Here is a 17,892-nt window from a genome sequence, read left to right as displayed (position 1 = left end):
GGCCGGACCAAGCGGAGCGCTGTTCCGGCAGCAAGCAGGCGCAGCACCACTAGTAGGCGATAGAACGCAGCGTTTGTTCCGGCAGGATCGTGTTGGCTGGTGGATCCCCGTTCGACCTCCCCTCGCTTCGCTCGACCCTCCTGCCAGGAGGGTGAAGGTGGATGGCTGCCGTCGCTGCGTCACTCCGTTCCTTGGTACGGCCTCCTTGGCTTGCGAAGCCGGCGGATCAATGTAGGCCGGACCAAGCGGAGCGCTGTTCCGGCAGCAAGCAGGCGCAGCACCACTAGTAGGCGATAGAACGCAGCGTTTGTTCCGGCAGGATCGTGTTGGCTGGTGGATCCCCGTTCGACCTCCCCTCGCTTCGCTCGACCCTCCTGCCAGGAGGGTGAAGGTGGATGGCTGCCGTCGCTGCGTCACTCCGTTCCTTGGTACGGCCTCCTTGGCTTGCGAAGCCGGCGGATCAATGTAGGCCGGACCAAGCGGAGCGCTGTTCCGGCAGCAAGCAGGCGCAGCACCACCAGTAGGCGATAGAACGCAGCGTTTGTTCCGGCAGGATCGTGTTGGCTGGTGGATCCCCGTTCGACCTCCCCTCGCTTCGCTCGACCCTCCTGCCAGGAGGGTGAAGGTGGAGTGCTGCCGTCGCTGCGTCCCTTCGGTCCTTGATACGGCCTCCGTGGCTTGCGAAATCGGCGGATCAACGTAGGCCGGACCAAGCGGAGCGCTGTTCCGGCAACAGGCAGGCGCAGCACCACCAGTAGGCGATAGAACGCAGCGTTTGTTCCGGCAGGATCGTGTTGGCTGGTGGATCACGGTTCGACCTCCCCTCGCTTCGCTCGACCCTCCTGCCAGGAGGGTGAAGGTGGATGGCTGCCGTCGCTGCGTCCCTTCGGTCCTTGATACGGCCTACGTGGCTTGCGAAATCGGCGGATCAATGTAGGCCGGACCAAGCGGAGCGCTGTTCCGGCAGCAAGCAGGCGCAGCACCACCAGTGGGCGATAGAACGCAGCGTTTGTTTCGGCAGGATCGTGTTGGCTGGTGGATCACGGTTCGACCTCCCCTCGCTTCGCTCGACGCTCCTGCCAGGAGGGTGAAGGGGGATGGCTGCCGTCGCTGCGTCCCTTGGATCCTTGATCCGGACTGCGTTTGGATCCAGCGGACGGGGGTGGTTGGGACGCTTTGGGGGCAGCAAGATGGGGCCGATGCTAGCGGTCGTCGCGTGCTCACATCTTTTCGCTGAGGGACATGACGATCGATCGGGCTCGGCTGTTGCGACCATTCAGCAGAGCGGGCGGCAGTGAGTTGGCGTTGAAGGTCGGGGAGCCTTCCAGCAGCTTTGGATCCACGTCATCGAGCTTTCGAAATGCCATCGACCAACCATCGAAACTTCGGGTTTTGATGTTCCCTTGGTACATGACGTCGACGGAGGTGTGGCGATCATCGACGGTGATGACTTCCATCAGTTGCTCGATGGCGTCCTGCTCCCCTTCGAGCAACTGAATGAATTCCCGGCTTTGGTCGCTGTAAAGCAGAATGCCGGTCACGCTCAAACGAGCGTTCTTTTGGCGAGACTGGTCCAGCAAACCTTTCAGGTCCTCCGCAGACATGTCGCGGGTTGCCACACTGCAGTAAACAAGTTCCGTCAACATGATGTTCCCTTGGTCAGACTCGGTTGCGTTGGAAGCTGGTGGCAGCATCGAGCGTGAAAGTTTGGAGCGAGTTCTCGCGGACCTACTCTTGGCTGGACACTGTGTCTTGCAAGTCCAGTGAAGTGGGCAGGTCGCTGGGGGGGAGTTGGGAAACCGTCATCGCTTGTTCGAGTGGATCCAAACCGAGCGCGATCTGCATTTGAGCCAGGGCGGCGAACCAGTTTTGCTGGGCCTCGATCAGCTTGATTTCGGTCTCGTTGGCCTTGGTTTCCAGCAGGTTCAAGTAGATCAGATCGATCTTGCCTCGTTCGAACGCGAATCGATATCGCCCCAGCGTGTCGATGCTGGCCCGCAACGACGCTTCGGATTGCTCGACGATTTGACCGGACAACGAGAGGGCATTGTAGGCGGTTTGCAGTTCGACGCCGATCTTGTCGCGAACGAAACGCAGCTTCTGATTCGTTTGTGCGATCTTCGCCGTGGTCGATTGAACTTTGCCACGCGCCTTGCGCCGTTGGATCGGGACTTCGCTGGTGAAACCGATCACCAATTCGAATTCGCCCTTGTCGTCGGACTTGGTCGCTGGCTCACCCATGTCCTGCGAGGCTTCGGCGACGAAGTCCAACCGCGGCAGCATTTCGTTGCAGGCGAGTTGGCGATCGAGTTGGATGCCGCGAATTTGGTACTGCAGGATCTGTGGTTCGGGACGTCGGGACAGGGCGGCGGCGAGGTCGGCCTGGAAGTCACCCGGTGGTGGTGGCTGGATGGCAGGGAATTTCCGCGGGATCCATTGGTCATCGGGAACGATCGGACGGCCCCCGTCGTCTCGTAGGAACAGGCCCAGTTTGAACGCGGTTTCACGATACTTGCGTTCGGTTTCCAGAACCTTGGTGGCGCGTTCCGCGATGAGTTGTTGGTTGAGAATCAAATCGATCTCGGGGAACTTGCCTGCTTCCACACCGGCTTCGTATTGCTCGCCGCGTTCCTCGGCCAATTTCAGGAGTTCCTGCTGGGCTTGCAGAGCCGAGCCGGCGGCGACCCATTGCCAGTAGTTGGTGGTGGCGTCGAGGGACACCTCCAGCAACGCTTGTTGAATCGTTGGTCCCACGGCTTGCCGTGCCAAAGAGGCTTGGAAGACGGCAACGCGTTGCGGGTCAATCGCCCGGCCTTGCAACAGCGGCTGGATCAGCGAGGTTTTGAATTCGCCCGCGTCATCGGTCTGGCGTTCTTTGTACCAAGGTTGGTAGTAACCGCGTCCGATCCGGTACCCGGCTTCGACGTAGCCGCCCCACCATGTTTGCCGGGCAAGTTTCAATCCGTTGCGGTAGTTTTCGTAGTACCCGCTTGGTTCGGACAACGAGTAGGCGTTGAGTTTGACGTCGTAGGCACCGCGAGCGGAAAGCAGTTCCCCGGTGGTCAAACCGGATTCCTGGCGAGCCTGCAGGATCGCTGGGTAAGACCGATAAACGCTGGCGATGACATCGGCCAAAACCAGTGCGTCGTCGTCGGTGACTTCCGCAGCGGAAGTGGCGGCGGAGTCGTTGGTCGCCGCAGCGGGCTCCGCCTGTTCACTCTGCGCGACGCTGAGAAACTGCTTGAACGACATGGAATCGGATTCGATCATCGTCCCCGCCGCAGGATCCTGAGCGAGGCAGAGGCTGGGCATCACGAGATGCCAGGACGCAAGGGCAGCCACGATCGCGAATGTGAGCCGAGTGCGGTGTCGGTTCGCAGGTGAGCTGGCCGAGTTTGCGGCGCAGGCGGACTTTAAGCCTTGGGCAATTTGATCTTGGATGCTTTGTCTTTTGATTTTTCGGGTTCCTCGTTGGCCACGACCGGTGGGAATCCATTGAGTTGACGCCATATCTCTTGTCCCAAGGGAACGCGTTTGAGTAGCACCCAACCATTTGCACGGACGCCTTGTCGGAGATATCGGTCATCTGGCCAACCATTCTCCCGATCAAAATGATTGTCCGGGGTCACCAGCACTCGAAAATTGCCTCTGCCATCGTCGGTCGGGAAAACTCGGTTGACTTTGCCGCCAAACGTGCCGACGGCGACGGACGGCCAACCGACAAATTGGACGGCCGGCCAACCCTCAAATTGCAGCCGAACTTGGGCGCCTTCTCGGATCAAAGGCATGTCATTGCCGCTGACTTTCATTTCCACGGCCAGCTCATCGGTGTCGGGAACGATCACAAACAGTTGGTCGCCTTCTTTGATGGTGTCGCTGCCTTCGACGCCAAACCAATCTTGGATTCGTCCCGAACGAGGGGCTCGGATTTCAAGTCGATCCAGTTCGCCACGTTTGTTCCGGATATCCAAGATCTCCTTTTCGATCGTGTTGATCTTTTGCATGGCGTCGAGCACCTTTTGTTCGGCGTCTCGATTTTTGATCGCGATGTCCTGCAATTTGGCTTCGATTTCTTCTTCCTTGGAGATCAACGCGGCGGACAGTTCATGGACCGCGTTCTGAGACTTCAGGACTTTCGCATTTTGGGATTCGACCGCCTGTCGTTTGCTGAACAATTCTTCGCGTGACACCAAGCCTTTGCCCGCCACGTCTTCGGCGATCCGCAGTTGATTGCGTTTGTCTTGCAGTTCCGCCTCCATCGATGTCACCTCGTTCTTGGCCTGTTCCCATTTTTGCTTGGACGCCTCGAGGTCCTGCTTCAGTGATTCGGTCAGGCTCCGCCCGCCGCTTTCCTGCAGCATGACGGCTTGCTTGGCGACTTCGAGCCCGGACATCGCAGCGGCTTCTTTGGATTCCATCGCGATGATTTGCGTGTCCATTTGTGAGACGCCGTCGACGGAGAAAGGGGACAATCGCAGCAGCAGTTCATCTTGTTCGACGTAGCTGCCTTCGCGCAGACCCGCTTTGACGAATTCCACCACGCCTTTGGAAGGGCTGCGAACGGGTTGCGGGCGCTCTTGCGGATCGATCGCCACCACGGTGCCAATGCCTTTCGCGGTTTGTTGCCATGGGACAAACACCATTGCGATGATCGACAGCAGCAAGCCTGCAAACGTGAGTTTGCCGACAAACCGAATCCAATTGCCCGTGCGGACCAGTTGCATGGACGCGAAGTCGTCAGACGAGTGATGGCCGTGGATCATGAGGTCGTCGGGGGTGGATGGTTCGGCGATTCAAGACGCTCAAGAGGGAGCGAGGAACGGAGGCGAGCCGAGTGGGAGTCGGCAGGCGGGGAATCATGGCCGGCGGATGAACAAGGTGTGATCGCAACGCTCGGCGACGTCCTTGCGGTTGGTCAAGACGATCAACGTCCAGCTGGGAGTGTCCGGTGCGAGGTGCGGCCACAGTCCCTCACGCATGGAGTCATCCAGATCGTCCAGCAATCCATCGATGACCAGCAGTTTGGGACGAACGGCCAGGGCGCGGGCGATCAGCAGTCGGAGAATTTGTTCTTCCGAGAGCGGGTAGCCACCGGTTTGCAAGGTTGTTTGCAGACCGTTTTCGAGTTGTTCGATCGTGGCGGTGAGTCCGACTTGTCCGGTCACTTCCCGCACGCGGTGCTGCCCGATGCCGCGACGTCCGAGGTCAATGTTTTCGCGAACGGTTCCTCGAAAGATATCCCGGGCGCCCGCGTAGCTGACCAGTTTCCCCATGCCGGAGGTGGCTGCCTGAGCCGCTTCGATGCCAGCGATTTGAATCAGACCTTCTGGGACATCCATCAGGCCGGCGAGGGACCGAGCCAGGCATGCGCGACCGCTGATGTCGTCCCCGGTGATCGCGACTCGTTCCCCCGGTTGGATCGTCGCGGCAGGGATCTTTGATGACCAAGCGGTGCCACGAAACGAGAGGTTGGACCAAGTCACCTGGGCAGGTCCGTCGTCGACCGGTCCGATTTCGATCTTTTGATCCGCGGGAATGTCGACCAAGTGGCCGACTTTATCGACGCCCGCCATCAGGTCATAAAACTTCTCCAATGATTTGCCTGCCTTGGCAAATGCACCCACGACGACGGTCACGATCAGTTCACTGGCGACCAGTTGTCCCAGCGTCAGGGCTCCGCCGATCACCAACCAACCACCGAGCGCTAAAACCGCAGTGGAGGCGATGACCTGCACTGTGATTGCGAAACCGACTTGCCGAATCACGACTCGAAATTGTCGTTGGCGGGCGGCGATGTAGTCGGCGGTCAGACGGTCGGTGCGCTGAATCGCCAACCCTTCGCCACCACTGGTTTTGAACACCGAGGGTTGTGCGATCACGTCCTGCAACCAATGCGCGACGTGGTACTTGGCAATCGATTCTTCGATTGATGTGCGAATGCCGCCGCGACCAAGCACCCAGATGAAGGAGACCATCGCGATGACCAGCACGATGTCGAATCCCAGCAGAAACGGATGGTAGAACGCCAGCACGATCATGCCCAAAACCGTTGTCAGGACAATCGAGACCCCGTCGAGCAAGAGCACCGCGGTCGCCTTCTGAATCGTCATGATGTCAAAGAAACGGTTGGCGAGTTCGCGTGGGCATTCGCCCCGGAGGTGTTCTTGATTGGCGCGAGGAAATCGGTGAGCGAGGTCACTGGCGATGCGAACAAATTGCCGACGCTGGATGATTTCCACGACCACGGTTTGCAGCAGACGGAGCACACCGGCGATTGCCAGGCAGGTCAGCAGCATCAGCCCCAAGACAATCAGCGGTTGGAACTGGGTGCCCCAACTGACCACGTTGACCAAGGACTCGACCGCCAGCGGCGTGGCCAAGGACAGCACCCCGGCGACGAGTGCAAACAGCACCACCATCCAAACGTCGCGGCGATCCAGATTCAACAAGGCGATGAACCGACGCATCGGTGTGGGGGCCGCATGATGTCCGGCGTGGCCGTGGGAGGTGGCCGAAACGGAGTCACATTCAAATTGCTTGCGGGCGATCAGCATCCGCGGCGCGGGCGAGGTGGTGAACAGTTGGCCGAGTTTGTAACGACTGATCACCTTGGAATTGACTTGGTCGTTCGTGGTGAACATTTCGACCGATCGCCAGTTCGCCTTTTCTAGGACTCGCAGGGACCCGTCGTTGTAGGCCAGGACGATCGGGTTGCCTTCGCTGAGAAAGCCAAAGGCTTCGGCGCCCGATTCCACATGGGTTTCGTCCAGCACGACGCCGGCCTGCATGGCGCTGGTTTGCAGCACCCACAGTGGGTCTTCGTCCTCCGGCATCGATTCGTTGGACAGGACGTCCGCCAAATCGATTGGCAGACCAAGGCTTTGCCCGATCCGAGTCAAGGATCGCAAGATGGACTGGTCGTCCGGTGCAATCGCGTCAGAGAATGAGGGGGAATCCATGCGAATCAAAAAGGTGCCAACGGAGGTCGGATTGCAATCGTCACGTCATCATTCATCGTGTGAGAAGTCGCCACAATGGATGACCAGGCAGTGAAAACTGAAAGGGAAAAGGAATGCCCGCAGCAGGGCGGATTGCCAAGGACTGCCCTCTTGGATCCGCAGCAAAGGTTCATTCCGCCGACCCCACGAGCTGCCATGTTTTTTCACGCTGAGAGGTGCAGGAGGCGGTGTTGGTCGGCAGTTGAACCCAAGATCCGGTTGGTTGGTAGCGGTACTTTTGATCGTTTTCGATAGCGACCAAGTGCACCCAACCGTTTTGCACCAAATTGCGTACCGTGGTGTGAGCGGCGATCACTCGATCGATGGCCTCTCGCGTGGCAACCACCACGGTCTGCAGTCGCAACGGAATGTGTTCGATGTGCTCGCCATTTCGGAGGGATTGTTCCGGCAGACCAGCCTGCAGATCGCCACCGTCGCCGGAGAAGATTCCAAATTGGCCGACCACGTTGTGGACGGTTTTGCAACCGCTGCCGAAATGATGCGAATCCACGGTCGAGGCGTAGTACTGCATGTTGATCCAGTGTGCGACGACCATCGGGGCGGTCAGGATGGATTCCAGAACACGACCGCTGGGGTCGGACGCGGCATGGTAGCTGTGTAGGAAGGCTCGACCGTCCAAGGCGATTTCTCGGGTCAAACTTCGCGGGCCGATCAACATGCTGGCGTTGCCCGCCAGTCCCCATTCGGGGCGTGTTTGCGACCAGTCGGTGGCCCGAGCGGCCAACGATTCCGAAGAACTTTCGTCCAACAGTGGCTGCCGCTCGCAGCGAGTCAATTCGCTGCCTTCGTTGCCAAGGCTTTGCAACTGAGCAACTCGAGATTGATGCGAGGGGGGAATGGTTTCGGTGTCGAGCCATTCGATTTGGTCGGTGGTGGTGTTGTGCCAGGCGGCCAGGAAATGAGTGTCGGCACCAATCTCAATGCCTCGTTCGGCCAATCGCGTTTGAATTCGTCGATCGTTCAAGAGCGTGGCGGCCAACCGAGCGTTGGGGGCACCGGAGTGTCCGCCGCAGGCGCCGCAGTCCAATCCAGCGGACATCGCGTTGTTGTCGGTTTGGCTGGCGTGCCCGCATAAAACAACGAGCGGGGCGAAGTGGTTGGTCAGCCCCATCGCGGTCAGCAGGCCTTCGGCCATGTCCGTTTGTTGTTCCAGATCGATGCCTTGTTGCAACAGTCCATCCAGATCCAACGAGAGCGTTTGTCCCTCCGCGGTCACTCCAGCTTGGTTGGGGTGACCCGACTGACGGAGGTTCTTCCCCAGCAACCGACCGACCAACTCGACGCCATCGAGCAGTCCCAGAGTTTCCACGAACGAAAAGCAGCCCACGGCGGACGTTTGGAATTGCTTCCACCGTTTCTTCCAGGTGCTGGTTTCTGTTCGACGTGCTGCCTCAGCGGACGTGGAGGTGGAATTGTGCGGGGCAAGAGGATTCTGGGCGGAGCAAGAGGCGGTGCAGTCGGATGCCTTTTCCTGCAGTGAAAAGCTCGATTTCAGCAAGACGGGGGCGTGGACATCGCCGGAATCTTGGCCCAGCGGAATGTATTCGAATGGCAGCCCAAAGAACCCTGCCACACCAATCGTTTCGATGTCAGCGGAGACGCCTTCTAGGTGCCTTCGCAATCGCTCGGATCGAACGTCAATGCAAAACGCCATCTGTGCGATCGGACGCGACGCCGGTTGATCGAGATTGCCGGCCGATTCGGACGCATCGGGGCCGTGTGGTGGCAGCGACGGCAGCGAGTCGAGCAGCTGATCTCGATAGGCAATCTCCGTCGCTCGCAGAAGGATCTTTCGGAACGCTTTGCAGGAGTCGTCGGAGGAAGCAGCGTTTAGCTTTTGAGCATTCAGCAGCGATTCCCAATCGACTTCAAAGGCAAAGGCTTCTGAGATCGCGACGTCGTAGGCCAATGACATCGCCAAGAAGCCACGGAAGTCGTCGTGTTGGAATTTGCCGGTTCCGATGGGGTCCGTTTGCAATCCTTGGTACTTGGTCCAACCGCTCCAACCAGGCATCGAAAAGGCATGTGCCAACAGAAACGTTTCCCAAAGCGATCGGGGAAGATTCATTCGTTGCAGCAAATGAACGATGGTCGCTTCGGCCGTGTGAGGCAGGTCGTTCACAAACTTTCGAAAGCCAGGCAGTCCCAGGATTTCGATTCCCCGATCACACCGTGCGGTGTTTCGCCAGGCTTGATACAGAGGCAGGTTTTGCCAGGGACTGCCCCACTTCGCTTGGCCTTCGTCGTAGTGAGCCGAGCAATGCTTGCCGATCTCTTGGTGAACCATTTCGGTCCAGTCCACCGGTCCGTGGGCCGTCAGTCGTGCGGCAATGGTCGCGATCTTTGGAAGCGGTTTGGATTTCGCTGGGAAGGGATCTTTCGATGCCGTTGGAGACGAAGACTTCGTCAATGCTTCCAGGACCTCATCCACAACACACGAAACCTCGTCGGATCCATGATTCTGGACTGCCGTGGCGGTCTCGTTCACCGCCGCTTCGATGTGCGTCGGCAGCAGTGCTCCGGATTGAAATTGCGAGGCAAAGTGTTCCATCGTCGGCAACAGTTCACACTGCGAGAAGACTTGCAGGTGGTCTCGGGATTCGAAGAAGGAGCGTTCCGTGAAACCTGCGTACGGATTGACTGCGACCCAATCTTTGAGCGGCCAAACCGGAGAGACCGCGTCACAGACTTGATTCAGCAACTCCTCGAGTTGTCGATAGACATGTGGGTCTTCGTACGCGGCGGGCATGAACACGCTGAGCGGTTGGTCGTTCGACGCGTGACTGGAAGCGGACTTCGGTTGGTGATGGATGGTCTTCATGGCATGTCTGTCTGGGGTGGATGTGTGAATTCGGGATGCGATTGGAACTCGAGTCGGTGGACAGGGCGTTGCTCAGGAGGTGGCGAGCAACCGGAACACGCGACGAATTCCATGTTCGATGTAAAAGCCGTTGGACGCGTGAACTTGCATGGTTTGAGCCCACGCAGGCTGAGTGGTGGAACCGAGACGGGTCTGCAAGAAGGTGAGGCCGACGAATCCCAGCACGACCACGGTTCCCACGACGCGGCTGCTCAGGAGCGAAGTTGATGTGGGGAGGCCGTTGGAAATCAAAGCGTCGGTTGCGAGGAATCCGGTGACATAGAGAAAGCAGATCAACGCCGCCGTGGCCGTCGACTGCAGCACCAAGCGTCGGGATCCCGACCGCATGGCTTCGGCGATCCAGTGCGTCAAAGCCAAACACAGAATGCTGCCAAGGATCCAGCCGCCGGGCTTTTCAGTGGGCGAGAGACCGAACAGTATCCATGTGGCGGCAAAGAGCGTGCAGCTGACCGTGAAGGCGAATCCAGTTTCGTACCAAGCGAGCGATCGATTCCATTCCCGGGCACCGGCAATCGCTTTTCGATCGCTGATAACGCTGCCGGAGCGTAGGAAGGCGTTGGATTTGTACAGCGAGTGTGCGACCAGATGGACGGTCGCAGGGACAGAGGCTCCCAAACCGCACTGCAGCATCATGAATCCCATCTGTGCGATGGTGGAATGGGCCAGTGACTTCTTGATGCTGGTCTGGGTCATCAGCACCGTCACAGCGACCAGCGTCGTGATCAGTCCCACCACCGCCATCGTGTTCATCGACAGCGGTGACAGTGCGAACACATTTGCGAATCGAATCACCAGGTATCCGCCGGCGTTCACGATACCCGCATGCATCAGCGCGGAGACTGGGGTGGGCGAACCAAGCGTCTCCGGGAGCCAAGAGTGAAATGGGAACTGCACCGATTGGCTGGCTGCGGCAATGAACAGCAGGAAGCAGGCGGCCACTAAGATTGGCGGTGGGGATCCAGCCTCGAGTTGCATCGCCTGGGCGGATTCAAAGATGTCGACCAGCACCAGCGAGTCGAACTTGACCGAGAGCAGACCGAAGGCTGCGAACAAGGCCAGATCGCCAATCCGGTTGATAGCGAACTTGGTCCAGGCGGCGCGAGTTGCACCAGATTGGTCTGGTTTCAGCAACAGCAAGGAGTGCAAACCCAAGTTCATGGCCACCCAGCCAAAGGCGAATCCGATCAGGTTTCCCGAGGCGATCATCCAACTGACCGCTCCGATCGAGACCGCACTGAATCGAAAGTAGCGAGCTTGGTGGATGTCCCCCTCGAGATATCGAATCGAGTACTGGCAGGTGGCCCAGCCGATGAAGCTGACCAGAATCAGCATCAGACCTGAGAGACCGTCGTAGAGGACCCAAGTGGTCGGCTGGAACACCTCGACAATTCTCAATTCCGCGATCGGACTGGGAACCCACGTGACCAGGTGAATCAAAAGCATGGCGACGGCCACCAAGCACTGCGCTGCGACCATGAAAGTGATCCACTGCCGCCATCGAAAGCCATGCCGGCGGCCAACCACGTCGGGAACCAACGCCGCGAGCACGAGGAACGTTGGCAGGATCACCGGCAGCAATGTCAACCAATCAGGCATCTCTCAAGTCTCCTCAAAGCGGAAGTGGAATACGCGAACACTAAAGCACGACAATATTGTCGTCAATTGTGTTTCGTCCGATTCAGGATGGAGGATGAGTCCGAATCGCCTCGGTTCACGGCGGTTTCGTCTTGGAACCGTTGAAAAAGCGGGGTTTGACGTGTTTTTGAAGTCACGAATAAATTTTCGTGTTTCGATGGTACAATTCAGCTTTGCAAGGCACGCAGTGGCGTGCTCTGCTTTCCAACACCGATTTCGAAGGGAACCGCGGCCCAGGCGGAATGGATCCATGGCAGCGAAGAAAGTCACTCGTGGTACTCGAGCAACACGGTCGCCCGAACCAGACGCCAAACCCAAAGTGCCGAAGACGGCAACATCCCCGGAGCCAAAAGCAGCGGAAACACGGCCCACCGCACGGTGGACGTTTCTGACCAATCACGCGCACGTGTTGATTGTCTTGCACGCCCAGCCCGATCTGGTTCTTCGCGAGGTCGCGGTTCAGGTGGGGATCACGGAACGAGCGGTCCAGCGAATCGTTCAGGATTTAGAAGACGAAGGATTCATTCGCCGGGAGAAGGTTGGCCGCAAGAACCACTATGAGGTGCTGACTGACCAAGCGTTGCGGCACCCGATCGAAGCCCATCGGCACATCGGAGACCTGCTGAAATTGATCACGGGATGATCAAATTGGGAGTGTTCGAAGGACGAGTTGGTTGGGGAGTGCGTCAAGCGGCGTGGGGGGAAGCAGCTGATCGGCAACAATGATCTGGCGGGCACGATTTACGCCAAGTGGGGGCATGTCCTGTTGGTCGGAGCCGCGGCGGAGTACGACCTTAAGATCGCGGCGGGGACGGCTCGCGTGGTCACGCTGGGAACCACTCGGCTGGCTCCGAACAACTTGTTTCCAGCAGCCCAGGATGTCTTCTTGGTCGAGTGACCCGGTGGGGAAGGAACTCCAGTTGCAATCGTTTGGGCTGCGAATCATTGGAGGTGCCGAGGGAGGCAAACACTATTCGGGCCGGCGAGAGTGTCGGTAGTAGCTTTCCAGGCACAGCGTCGCCATCGCCGTGGTGTAGACGGTGCCGCCGTAGCCGCCCCACAGGGATTGATCGGACCAGGACCCATCGGGTAGCTGCGTCGAAAGCAGACGTTGCTTGAGAGCTGCGTTCCAGGTTTCCCAGGCGTCGTCCTGGAGTTGGTGCAGCGCCATCGTGGCGTAGTACCAGTAGTAATAGTTGTCGGTGCCTTGGCCGGGCAGGTTGGTCAGCAAGACCGATTCGGCTTCGCGGATCGTGGCGTCGGGAAGCTTTTGCCCGATCAACAAACGTGTTGCCAGAGCCTCCGCCGTCATCGTCGGCGATGTGGGTTCACCCGGACGATAGCAAGCTTGCCCGCCGGCACGACCGCGTCGAACCGAATCCAAGAAGCGGGCAATGCCGTCGGACATGCGACGATTGAGAGGGGCGGCACCCGAACGATCCGCCGAGTCGATCAGGAGGGCTTGCCATCCAAGTTGGCTGAGGTCGCCGGCGTCGCCACGGTTGTACCGCCATCCGCCGGTGACGGGATGTTGCATCGAACGGGTGTAAGCAACCGCTCGGCGGGCGGCTTCCATGGCGGAGGGATCGGCAGTCATCGCAGCGGTTTCGGCAAGAGCCAGACCTGCCATTGCGTGGCTGTAGTGTGCCGCGTACACGGACGCGTTGCTGGCCAGAGAGCCATCGGCGCGTTGCCGGGACAGCAGGAACGCGAGGCCTCGGTAGACGGTGTCGCGATGTTCGCCCTCTTGGTGGGTGTGGCCAGAACCCAGCATCGACAGCAAGGCGAGTCCCGTGATCGCGGTCTCTGCATTGCGACCCGCTCCGCCTCGATGCAGTCCCAGGGGGGCACGCTCTTGACCGGCGCCGGTTGTTTTGGGGTCCCAGGCTCCGTCACTGCGTTGTTGCGACGCCAAGTACTTCAGTGCGGCTTCGACAGCGGCTTCCGTGTCGGCGTCGCCACCATTTTGAATCAGGGCATGTGCTTTGGCCGCTCCGGTTCGTGAGGCGAAGTCCTCATCGATCGTTCCAGCGGAACGTTCTTCGGGCAGGGAAGCAGCTGGACGAACCGAGGCGATCTGGGCGATGGCTTCGGTCTCGGTGGAGCGAATCGTGTTGGATTCGCCAGCCTCTGATGGCGGGGCAGCCATTTCCGGCGAGGATGGCTGAGTGGATTCTTGATCGGGTTCCGCGATAGGGTCTGCCAAGGCCGTTTGCAACCAATCGTCGATGCTGGAATCCAGAACGTCGGCCGGGACGGTTTCGCTTGACTCGGTCGGTGCGGGTTGCGTGGGCAGCGCGGCAGAAGCGAGGACGGCCGGCATCGACGGCAAGGGGATCTCAGTGGGCGTCGGGGTGGGATCGGATTCCGGTTCGGGGGCGACCTCGTCTGCCGCGAGGGGCTCGGACGAGTCCGCTTCAATCTCGCGTTCCGGGATCAACGGTTCGGGCAGTTTGAGTGCTGCCAGCGGCGATGGTTGGGCGAGCGTTTCAGCGGAATCCTGCAGCGTTTCCAACATCTCGGGATCGAACATCGACACCGCAATGTCAGCCGCACCGGCGTTGGCGGCGGAATCCGATGCCGGACCACCACCGGACCAAAACACGGACAGCTTGGGCACGTAGAGGATCAACACGCCGTGCAAAACAACGGACAAAATCAAGCAAACAATCGCCGCCCCGCGACCGCTGGCTTTGCGGCGGCGGAACAGAACGATTGTGATGACCAAGAACGTCACCGCGATGAGGGCGACCACCCGCACGATGTTGGGGTCGGCCCAAAGGGTTTCCAAGTTGTCCCACGAAGCGATCGGCGGCGCGTCGGATGCGTCGGCGACCGGGATCATCGGTGGGGAGGAAACGGTTGGCATGAGCGAATCGAAAATGGGTTAGCGTCGTTCGCTGACGCCCATCTTTTGCACGCCAGCGAGTTCAATTTGACGCATGACTTTCACGACGTGATGGAGCGAACTGTCGCTGTCGCCACGCACGGACACTTGCAGGCCGGGATAGACCGAATGTTGTTGCCTCAACGTTTCCGTCAATTGTTCGGACGACATTGGCGTGCCGTCCAACAACAGCGAACCATCGTTGCGGACTTCGACAATCCGTTGATCGGGTGTGCGGGCCATCGACTGCATGTCGGCAGAAGCCACGTTGACTTGCACGCCGCTGTCGTTGGAATCCATTTTGCTGCTGACCATGAAAAAGATCACCAGCAGGAACACCACATCGATCATCGGTGTCAGGTTGATCGTGGCCTCTTCGGTTCCGCGATTGCGTTTCATCAGGCGGCCCGTCGTTTACGAGGAGCCTTGGCCGTGCCTGCGTTTTCCAGTCCTTCGGCGGAAATGCAATCGATCACTCGTTGGCAGAGTTTGTCGATCTCGCCCAGGTAGCCATCTGATTTGGCGCCGAAGTACATGTAGGCCAAGTACGCGGGAATCGCGACGCTCAGTCCGCCGGCGGTGGTCATGAGCGCGGTGCTGATTCCTGAAGCGAGCAGATCGCTTTCGCCCGCACTGGGGTCCGCAATGGTTTCAAAGGCTTGAATCATTCCCAGGACGGTGCCGAGCAATCCGATCAGCGGTGTCACGTTGCTGATCGCATGGAAGACTCTTAGGAAACGACGCAGTGAATCGCCCACACGGTCGCCCGCATCAATCACGGCTTGTTCGATTTCCATCATCGGTCGGCCCCATCGACGGACCGCGGCATGGAAGACTTCCGCCACCGGGCAATCAAATTCGTCACAGATCGAAGTGGCTTCTTCATAGCTGAGTTGGCCGTCTTCGACGCATTCGGTGAATCGACGAACGAATGGTTTGGGGATCACGCGACTGCGACGCAGTGCGATCATGCGTTCCATCGACAGCCCCAACACGATCAGGGAGCAGACCGCCAATGGGATCATCAGCATGCCGCCTTCAGCGATCTTGCTGATGAATGCGGGTGGTTCCCAACTGGCTTCGGATGCGTCGGCCGCTTCGCCTTCTCCCGCGAGTTGATCCGTCGCGGGGGCTTCTGGGATCGACATGCCACCCGCGTTGCCGCCGGTGTTGTTCGATGCAATTTGGGCGACGGGTTGGGAGGCACCAAATTGCCCCCCGCCAAAGGAGTTTTGAGTTCCGCCGGAGTTGTAGGGCGCGTTGTAGTTGTTCCCGAACCCGTTGTTGCTTCGCGGTTGGTTGAAACCTTGGTTGCCGTAGTTTTGAGCGATGACGGCGCCATGCCAGTTCGACCAAATCGACAACCCCATCGTCAGCACGACGACCGGTAAAAATCGCGACGCAACCGCGAGCGTTGGACGCACCCGGTTGACGTTGGGACGAGTCTCGTTTCGATGTGAATTCATCGTCGAAGTGGGGATTCAGAGGAGGCGTCCGGTGACAACGCGGCCAATCGGCGGCGGGCTCCGGTCGCATGTTGGCTGTTCGCAAAGCGACGCACCAAAGTGGAATAGCAGACGGCGGCTTCGCGTGTCCGCCCCAATTGTTCAAACGATTTGCCGGCTTGCACCAGGGCCGCGGCCGTCCATTGGCCTTCGCCACCGATGCCTTCGACCAATCGGTAGGCATCAATCGCTTCGCCAAAACGTTCTTGCATGTAGTACGTTTCGCCAATCATCCATTGGGCTCGGCCTCGAGCGTCTTCGTCGGCCGACCCGAGTCTCACGACGCTTTCGAGCAGCGAACGCCCGCGGTCAAAGTTCAACTGGCGAATTTCCACATCCGCAGCCAGCAAGTTCACCAAGGCCGACTGAGGCGATGTGGGAGAGATGGCTGCACGAGCGGCGGCGAGTCGCTGAGCGGCTTCGGTGATCGAGCCAGATGAGGAGGCGGTTTCGGCCAGGCGAAGCAGGGTCGGGAAGTCGTCCGCGCCGCCTTCGTCGACGATGCGTTGCCACCATTTCAGCGACGACTTGGCATCGCCGGTTTGCAACAAGGCTTCTGCGAAGAGGCGTTCGACGTGCAGGTTGCGTCCGCGAAGTTGGGAGGTTTGGGCGTTTCCATCCAAGTACGATTCTTCGTCCTGGGCGGCCATCGCGAGAATGGACCAGTTCGAGGTTCGACCCGCCCAGCGGCACGCTGATTCGCGAACACCGGCGGTGATGACGGGTTCGGCGTCTTGGTCCGAATTTGGACTGGTGGTGGCGACGGGTGAGATCCAACGCAGCGCGATCCGTTGCGCGGCCGCGTCTCGGTCGTTGCGGGTCAGGTGTTCGAGGACCGCGGCGGTCGTGTCGCCCGATTCGTCGCGGGTTGCGATCGCATTGGCAAACGCTTGCTCAGCGTCGGCGTGCTCTTGTTCGGCTGCCACCAACAACCCTATGGCGGCAGGTTTCAACAGCGATGTGAACTGGGGTGAGGCGACGAGTCGATCAGCGTGCTGGATCAAATGCTCTGCCAGGGGACCGTCGCACGGTTCCAAGGGATGGTTGTTGCAATGCGCGACGATGGCTTGCAAGCAGGCCCCTGAATCCGCATGCTCAGTGAGCAGTTGCTGCAGGGTTTGATCGGCCGGGTCGGACTGACCGGTCCGAAACTGGCAGGACATCTTCATCAGCAAAGCGGAAGGCACATCCGCATGATCGGCATGGTGCTGCAAGAACTGGTCGATCGCAGTCAGGGCAGCCAGGTCGTCTTCGCCCGACATGGCAGTGCACCAAGCGAGACCCAATCGGGCGGTCGCCAGTTGCGGGCTGTCGCCGCTTTGGATGACCATCTGGTAGGTCGATTGAGCCTGGTCGAGATGGCCTTCGTCCAGCAATCCCGAGGCCACGGTCATGCAGGTCGCTGTCCATTCCGGGGTGGTCACGCCGAACTGCTGGACTTCGTCGAGCCAGCGGTGTGCGTCCAGGTGACGGCCGGATCGCGACAAACCGTTGGCGGCGCTGAGCAACAAATTGGCGGCTTGATCCGCGGTCAGCGCATCGGGATCGTTTTCCTTCAGACGCATCACGGCGTAGGCGGCCATGTCGTGCACGTCCGCTGCACTTTCGGCTTGGTTGCCGGTGGCGTCCAAGCGGCGAGCCAATTGAACCAACGCTGCGATGGACCGAATCGAGGAGCTCTCGTTGGCGGCGATGGTGCGCGCCGTGGCAATTGCTTCTTCCCATTCCGCACCGTGCGTTTGTTGCAACAGCAGGCCTGTGGAGGAGGCCAGTTTGGAATCATCAGCAAGGGCGAACGAGGGCAGCAACAGCGCGCTCACGATCACCCACCTGCCCAGTCGTTTCCAGCGAAACGGCATTGGGAATGGACGGGAAGGGTGAGGGAGGCGGAGGAGGTTCGACTGATTGTGAGTCACAGTCATGGCTGAATCGAAAGATCGAGAGGAGGGATTCAGAGAGCCGTGT

At 59.4% G+C, this 17,892-nt stretch carries 12 protein-coding genes; 2 read left to right on the top strand and 10 right to left on the bottom strand.

Features of this window, described 5'->3' with window-relative positions:
• Nucleotides 1-1,220: 1,220 nt before the first annotated feature.
• The 6 genes from PSR62_RS21050 to PSR62_RS21025 all read right to left on the bottom strand — a co-directional run bounded on the left by PSR62_RS21050 (nucleotide 1,221) and on the right by PSR62_RS21025 (nucleotide 11,496).
• Complete coding sequence (locus PSR62_RS21050; RefSeq protein WP_274404953.1) at nucleotides 1,221-1,646, bottom strand: BLUF domain-containing protein; 426 nt, start codon at nucleotides 1,644-1,646, stop codon at nucleotides 1,221-1,223.
• An 82-nt stretch (nucleotides 1,647-1,728) separates the two neighbouring features.
• Complete coding sequence (locus tag PSR62_RS21045) at nucleotides 1,729-3,312, bottom strand: TolC family protein (protein WP_274404952.1); 1,584 nt, start codon at nucleotides 3,310-3,312, stop codon at nucleotides 1,729-1,731.
• A gap of 101 nt (nucleotides 3,313-3,413) precedes the next feature.
• On the bottom strand, nucleotides 3,414-4,763 hold the full coding sequence (locus PSR62_RS21040) for an HlyD family secretion protein (RefSeq protein ID WP_274404951.1): 1,350 nt from the start codon (nucleotides 4,761-4,763) through the stop codon (nucleotides 3,414-3,416).
• A gap of 93 nt (nucleotides 4,764-4,856) precedes the next feature.
• Entirely contained in the window at nucleotides 4,857-6,959 is a 2,103-nt protein-coding gene (locus PSR62_RS21035; protein WP_274404950.1) for an ABC transporter transmembrane domain-containing protein, read from the bottom strand.
• Between the two features lie 169 nt (nucleotides 6,960-7,128).
• Entirely contained in the window at nucleotides 7,129-9,840 is a 2,712-nt protein-coding gene (locus PSR62_RS21030) for a YbcC family protein (RefSeq protein WP_274404949.1), read from the bottom strand.
• Between the two features lie 72 nt (nucleotides 9,841-9,912).
• Entirely contained in the window at nucleotides 9,913-11,496 is a 1,584-nt protein-coding gene (locus PSR62_RS21025) for a proton-conducting transporter transmembrane domain-containing protein (protein WP_274404948.1), read from the bottom strand.
• 289 nt (nucleotides 11,497-11,785) lie between these two features.
• Here PSR62_RS21025 and PSR62_RS21020 point away from each other — a divergent pair, with 289 nt between their 5' ends.
• Complete coding sequence (locus tag PSR62_RS21020) at nucleotides 11,786-12,178, top strand: helix-turn-helix transcriptional regulator (protein WP_274404947.1); 393 nt, start codon at nucleotides 11,786-11,788, stop codon at nucleotides 12,176-12,178.
• 27 nt (nucleotides 12,179-12,205) lie between these two features.
• Entirely contained in the window at nucleotides 12,206-12,433 is a 228-nt protein-coding gene (locus PSR62_RS21015; RefSeq protein ID WP_274404946.1) for a hypothetical protein, read from the top strand.
• A gap of 72 nt (nucleotides 12,434-12,505) precedes the next feature.
• Here the strand turns inward: PSR62_RS21015 and PSR62_RS21010 are convergent, their stop codons facing one another.
• The 4 genes from PSR62_RS21010 to PSR62_RS20995 are packed head-to-tail and all read right to left on the bottom strand — an operon-like array spanning nucleotide 12,506 to nucleotide 17,747.
• Entirely contained in the window at nucleotides 12,506-14,404 is a 1,899-nt protein-coding gene (locus PSR62_RS21010) for a prenyltransferase/squalene oxidase repeat-containing protein (RefSeq protein WP_274404945.1), read from the bottom strand.
• Between the two features lie 18 nt (nucleotides 14,405-14,422).
• Nucleotides 14,423-14,821: an ExbD/TolR family protein gene (locus tag PSR62_RS21005; protein ID WP_274404944.1), complete on the bottom strand. Its 399-nt coding sequence runs from the start codon at nucleotides 14,819-14,821 to the stop codon at nucleotides 14,423-14,425.
• Nucleotides 14,821-15,888: a MotA/TolQ/ExbB proton channel family protein gene (locus PSR62_RS21000; RefSeq protein ID WP_274404943.1), complete on the bottom strand. Its 1,068-nt coding sequence runs from the start codon at nucleotides 15,886-15,888 to the stop codon at nucleotides 14,821-14,823. The genes PSR62_RS21005 and PSR62_RS21000 overlap by 1 nt, the downstream gene beginning before the upstream one ends.
• Nucleotides 15,885-17,747 carry a tetratricopeptide repeat protein gene (locus tag PSR62_RS20995; protein WP_274404942.1) on the bottom strand — a complete coding sequence of 621 codons (1,863 nt, stop codon included), beginning with the start codon at nucleotides 17,745-17,747 and terminating at the stop codon, nucleotides 15,885-15,887. The genes PSR62_RS21000 and PSR62_RS20995 overlap by 4 nt, the downstream gene beginning before the upstream one ends.
• Nucleotides 17,748-17,892: the final 145 nt, after the last annotated feature.

The sequence above is a fragment of the Rhodopirellula sp. P2 genome (assembly GCF_028768465.1).
Taxonomy (GTDB): Bacteria; Planctomycetota; Planctomycetia; order Pirellulales; family Pirellulaceae; genus Rhodopirellula.
Note: the sequence above shows the minus strand (reverse complement) of the source record. Positions and strands in the feature narration are given on the sequence as shown.